Source organism: Rhizobium sp. BR 249 (assembly GCF_047445895.1).
Lineage (GTDB): Bacteria > Pseudomonadota > Alphaproteobacteria > Rhizobiales > Rhizobiaceae > Rhizobium.
On sequence record NZ_JARWKX010000059.1, the window covers coordinates 1 to 523 of the forward strand.

1 protein-coding gene is annotated in these 523 nt (G+C 60.0%); it reads right to left on the bottom strand.

The window, feature by feature from the left end; all coding sequences use genetic code 11:
• Positions 1 to 523 (bottom strand): IS110 family transposase (locus QD408_RS27140; protein WP_414141433.1); only part of this gene is annotated, 523 nt, incomplete at both ends.

A 523-nucleotide genomic window follows, 5' to 3' on the forward strand; every position in this document is an offset into this window, starting at 1 on the left:
GAGCATGCTGTGCATGATGACCGCAAGCTTTCGGGCGAGTGCCACCGCAGCACGCTTGAAGCCCAACCGCTCACGCAGCTTAAGCCCCCAACTTTTGAGACTGCTCTCGTTGCTGGCACTGGTTCTGGTAAGGATCACCGTCGCCGCTTCATAAAGCAGCCCCCGCAGATAGGAGTCGCCTCTTCGAGAGATATGGCCATCGTAGTCGACTTCGCCTGACTGGTAGCGCCGCGTTGTCAGCCCGAGCCAGGCGCCCACCGAGCGCGACGTTTTGAAGTTGTCCGGATCTTCAATCGCGGCGACATAAGAGACGGCCGTGACGGCGCCGATGCCCGGGATCGTCATCAACAGTTTCGCAGCCCGGCTCTGGCGTGCGGCTGCGACCAGCTGGCGATCAAGATCGGCCGTACGCAAGCGTATGCCGTACCAGGCGTCAAGCAGAGGCATGATGATCATGGCAAGGCCGTCATTGCCATCCAGGAGTTTCCTCACATGGCCATCAAACACCCGACCTGTTCCTTTG